This is a genomic window from Nocardioides sp., assembly GCF_050699375.1.
Taxonomy (GTDB): domain Bacteria; phylum Actinomycetota; class Actinomycetes; order Propionibacteriales; family Nocardioidaceae; genus Nocardioides.
Genome location: NZ_JBOHDN010000193.1, coordinates 1 through 3,968, shown reverse-complemented (window position 1 = coordinate 3,968; position 3,968 = coordinate 1). Strand labels below are relative to the sequence as shown.

4 protein-coding genes are annotated in these 3,968 nt (G+C 70.1%); 3 read left to right on the top strand and 1 reads right to left on the bottom strand.

Annotation, left to right across the window (positions count from 1 at the left end; translation table 11 throughout):
- Positions 1-72 precede the first annotated feature (72 nt).
- On the top strand, positions 73-1,461 hold the full coding sequence (gene lysA / locus ACRDPS_RS14270; protein WP_431502309.1) for a diaminopimelate decarboxylase: 1,389 nt from the start codon (positions 73-75) through the stop codon (positions 1,459-1,461).
- A gap of 130 nt (positions 1,462-1,591) precedes the next feature.
- Here lysA and ACRDPS_RS14265 read toward each other — a convergent pair whose 3' ends face one another.
- Positions 1,592-2,164 carry a hypothetical protein gene (locus tag ACRDPS_RS14265; RefSeq protein ID WP_431502308.1) on the bottom strand — a complete coding sequence of 191 codons (573 nt, stop codon included), beginning with the start codon at positions 2,162-2,164 and terminating at the stop codon, positions 1,592-1,594.
- Between the two features lie 193 nt (positions 2,165-2,357).
- On the opposite strand from ACRDPS_RS14265, the gene ACRDPS_RS14260 reads away from it, so the two are divergent.
- Together ACRDPS_RS14260 and ACRDPS_RS14255 are read left to right on the top strand one after the other, a co-directional pair.
- On the top strand, positions 2,358-2,921 hold the full coding sequence (locus ACRDPS_RS14260) for a hypothetical protein (RefSeq protein ID WP_431502307.1): 564 nt from the start codon (positions 2,358-2,360) through the stop codon (positions 2,919-2,921).
- A gap of 65 nt (positions 2,922-2,986) precedes the next feature.
- A complete protein-coding gene (locus ACRDPS_RS14255) occupies positions 2,987-3,940 on the top strand; it encodes a zinc-binding dehydrogenase (protein ID WP_431502306.1) in 954 nt (317 codons plus the stop codon).
- Positions 3,941-3,968: the final 28 nt, after the last annotated feature.

Here is a 3,968-nt window from a genome sequence, read left to right as displayed (position 1 = left end):
CGTCATGACGCGCCGACTCGGCAGGGATCTGTGTCAGGACGCGCCGACTCGACGCACTAGAAAGGAGCGGGAATGAGCTCGCATGTTTCGCCCGGTGGATTCACCGGGACCTCGCCGGTGTGGCTGCGGGAGCCTGAGGACGTCAATGCGTTGGTGCCTGCGCTGTGGTCATCGACGGCGTCCAAGGACGCGACCGGTGCCCTCACGGTCGGCGGCGTTGCCATCCCCGACCTGGTCGCGAACATCAACACGCCTGCGTACGTCCTGGACGAGTCCGACTTCCGCGAGCGTGCTCGCGCGTTCCGTGACGCATTCAGCGGCTACGACGTCTACTACGCAGGCAAGGCGTTCCTGTGCACCGAGGTGGCGCGCTGGGTGGCGCAGGAAGGACTCTGCCTCGACGTCTGCTCCGACGGCGAGCTCTCGGTGGCGCTGCGGGCCGAGGTGGATCCGGCGCAGATCGGCTACCACGGCAACAACAAGACGCCGATGGAGCTGCGTCGGGCGATCGTGGCCGGCGTCGGCCGGATCATCGTCGACTCGTTCGACGAGGTCGACCGGGTCACCGAGATCGCGGCCGAGACCGGTCTCCCCGCACGGGTGATGGTGCGGGTCACGGCCGGGGTCGAGGCCCACACGCACGAATACATCGCGACCGCGCACGAGGACCAGAAGTTCGGCCTCTCGATCTCCTCCGGCGACGCCTTCGAGGCCGTACGCCGCCTCCTGGACGCCCCGAACGTCGAGCTGCTCGGCCTGCACTCCCACATCGGCTCGCAGATCTTCGACTCCTCCGGCTTCGAGGTCGCTGCCCGGCGGGTGCTGGCGCTGCAGACCCGGATCCGTGACGAGCTCGGTGTGGAGCTGCCCGAGATGGACCTCGGCGGCGGCTTCGGCATCGCCTACACCACCCAGGACGACCCCTCCACCCCCAAGGCGCTGGCCGAGGAGCTGACCGCGATCGTCGAGCACGAGTGCCGTGGCTACGGTCTCGCCGTGCCGCACCTCTCGATCGAGCCGGGTCGCGCCATCGTCGGGTCCGCGATGTGCACCGTCTACACGGTCGGCACGGTCAAGGAGGTCGCGCTCGACGGAGGCGTCACCCGCACCTATGTCAGCGTCGACGGCGGGATGAGCGACAACATCCGCACCGCCCTGTACGACGCCGACTACTCGGCCACCCTCGCCGGGCGATCCTCGTCCGCCGAGCCCGTTCTGGGTCGCGTCGTCGGCAAGCACTGCGAGTCCGGCGACATCGTGGTCAAGCACGAGTTCCTGCCCGGCGACATCGCTCCCGGCGACCTGATCGCGGTGCCGGGCACCGGTGCGTACGGGCGCTCGATGGCCTCCAACTACAACCACGCCCTGCGGCCACCGGTCGTCGCGGTGCGTGATGGTGAGTCTCGCGTCATCGTCCGTCGGGAGACCGAGGACGACCTCTTCGCCACGGACCTGGGCTGACCGAGGCCGTTCCTTCGTCAAGGCGATGTCCTGAGCCTGTCGAAGGGTATGCAGACGAAGGCTCACATCCCTCGCGGAGTTCCGCAGGGGATGTGAACCTTTCCCTGCATACCTTGACGAAGGGACACACTCACGCCCGCAGCGCGCGCAGGACCGCGCGCCCGCGGGGTGAGAGGCGGTAGCCCACCGGAAGGGACTCGGTGAGGCCGAGCTCCTTGAGGCGGCGGATGTCGGCCTTGAACGGCTTCTTCTCCCGCCCGATCGAGGCCGCGATGGTCTCTGCCAGCTCGGCGGGCCGCGCCTCGATGAGCTCCAGATGCCGCTGGGTCCACGGGCCGGCCCGGCTGCGTCGGTCCATGTCGGCCAGCTTCGCGAGGAGCGCGGCCGTCTCCTTCTTGCCCGGGCGCTTCGCACGCAGGGCGACACGCTCGTCGTCCCCGGCGTAGCGCACCTCGATCCGGTAGACCTCCCCGTCCTTGCGTGAGAGGAACGCGATCAGGGCCGAGAGCGTGGTGCCCGCGCGGAGAGCATCCTCCTCGGTGAGCGCCTCGGGGGAGACCGCTGAGACCGAGACGAACTCCACCACGCCGATCCGGGTGCGCTGCCGGCCGCCGGTGACGTGCATCGGGCGCGTCCAGCGGCGGAAGGCGAGATCGACGTCGCCGGTGCGGATGCGCTCGAGGTCTGCATTGGGGAACAGCACGCACCCATCAAACCCTCTCCGGGGCGGGACGGCGGCGAACCAACGTACGAAATCCCGTTTCACCTCCCTGAAATCCGGGGGTGCGGCCGCCTACGATGGCGCCATGCCTCGCGGGGTTTACTCAGAAGGACCGCACGCGACGCCGACATCGGCGCCGCGGGCGTCCTTCGCCCGCCTGACGAGGGAGCGTCGGGTGAGCGTCACCCGCGCGGCGCAGACCTTCGGATGGCCGGTGATCACCGGCAAGGCCGCCGCGCAGCGACCGGTCCGGTGGGAGGTGCTGGGCCCCGACGTACGCGCCGAGCGGTGCGATCTCGTGGTCGACGGCACCTGCGACGGGATCCTGGTGGAGTACTGGCACGGCAAGGCGTCACCCGGGACAGGTCCATGGCGTCCGGCTCGCTGGGTGGTGGTGCGAGTCCCGGCCCGGCTCCCGAAGACGGCCGCGATGATCGGGCTCTCGCCCGGCACCGGTCACACCGGCACGGGCCGGGTCCCCACGCCGGTCTTCTTCCCGCCCGAGTTCCGCGGCAAGTCCAACGTCAACACCCCGGACGGCGCGGTCATCGCGGCCGACGCGGAGCATGCGGCGTCTCTGTCCCGGTTCGCCAGCCACGTCGTCGACGAGCGCCTGTGGGTCGTGGCCCGCTACGACGCCATCACGATCACCACCGACATCGAGCCCGACGTGGAGGAGCTGCTCCGCCGCGTACGTCTCGCACGCGACGTCGCAGCCGTGCTCAGGCCGGTGTCCTAGTCAGGTCGAGACGTCACCCTCGAAAACCTTGACCTCAAGTCAACTTGAGCAGGTTGACTCGTCGCATGAGAGCAATCAGACAGCACGAGTTCGGCGGCCCGGAGGTCCTGCGCATCGAGGAGGTGGCCGACCCGGTGCCCGGCCCGGGCCAGGTACGCATCCGGGTGGAGGCCGCGGGCATACACCGCCTCGACACCTCGATCAGGGCGGGTGACCTTCCGCCGACGATGCCCCGGCCGGAGCTCCCGATGACCCCCGGCCGCGAGGTCGCCGGAGTGGTCGACGCGATCGGCGAGGGCGTCGACGAGGGGTGGCGCGAGGCGAAGGTCGTCGCCCACCTCGGCCCGGGGAGCAGCGGTGGCTATGCCGAGCTCGCGCTGGCCGACGAGACGCAGCTCTACCGCCGCCCTGCCGGCCTCGAGTCGCCCGAGGCGGTCGCGGCGATCGGCACCGGACGTACGTCGGCAGCGGTCCTCGAGGCCGCGGAGATCACTCCCGACGACATCGTCGTGGTCACCTCGGCTGCCGGTGGAATGGGCGCGATCCTGCTCCAGGGCATCCGCAACGCCGGCGCTCGCGCGGTCGGGCTGGCGGGCTCGGCGGCCAAGCTCGAGATCGCCCGCGGGTTCGGTGCGCAGACGGTGGCCGACTACCGGAGCGACGGCTGGCTCGAGACCCTTCACGCCGTGGAGCCACGCGTCACGGTCCTCCTCGACGGGCTCGGCGGCGACGTACCCCGCCAGGTCTATGCCGGTCTCGCCGAGGGTGGCCGGATGGTCCGGTTCTCCGGCGACCAGGACGGCTACGAGGGCGGTGCGAAGATCATCGACATCCTGGGTCCCTGGGTCCAGGGCCGGATCAAGGAGTTCGAGCAGGCCTCGCTGGACGCCGCCGCCGACGGCACCCGCAAGCCGTACGTCGGGTCCGCCTTCCCCCTCGCCGAAGCGGACGAGGCCCACCGCGCCCTGGAGAGCCGAGAGACGACCGGAAAGGTTGTGCTGGTGACCACCCAGGGCTAGTTGTGAAGCTGAGAGTGACCTATAGACC

Coding starts and splice junctions, on each gene's coding strand:
- lysA (WP_431502309.1), top strand. CDS start 73: ATGAGCTCGCATGTTTCGCCCGGTGGATTCACCGGGACCTCGCCGGTG.
- ACRDPS_RS14255 (WP_431502306.1), top strand. CDS start 2,987: ATGAGAGCAATCAGACAGCACGAGTTCGGCGGCCCGGAGGTCCTGCGC.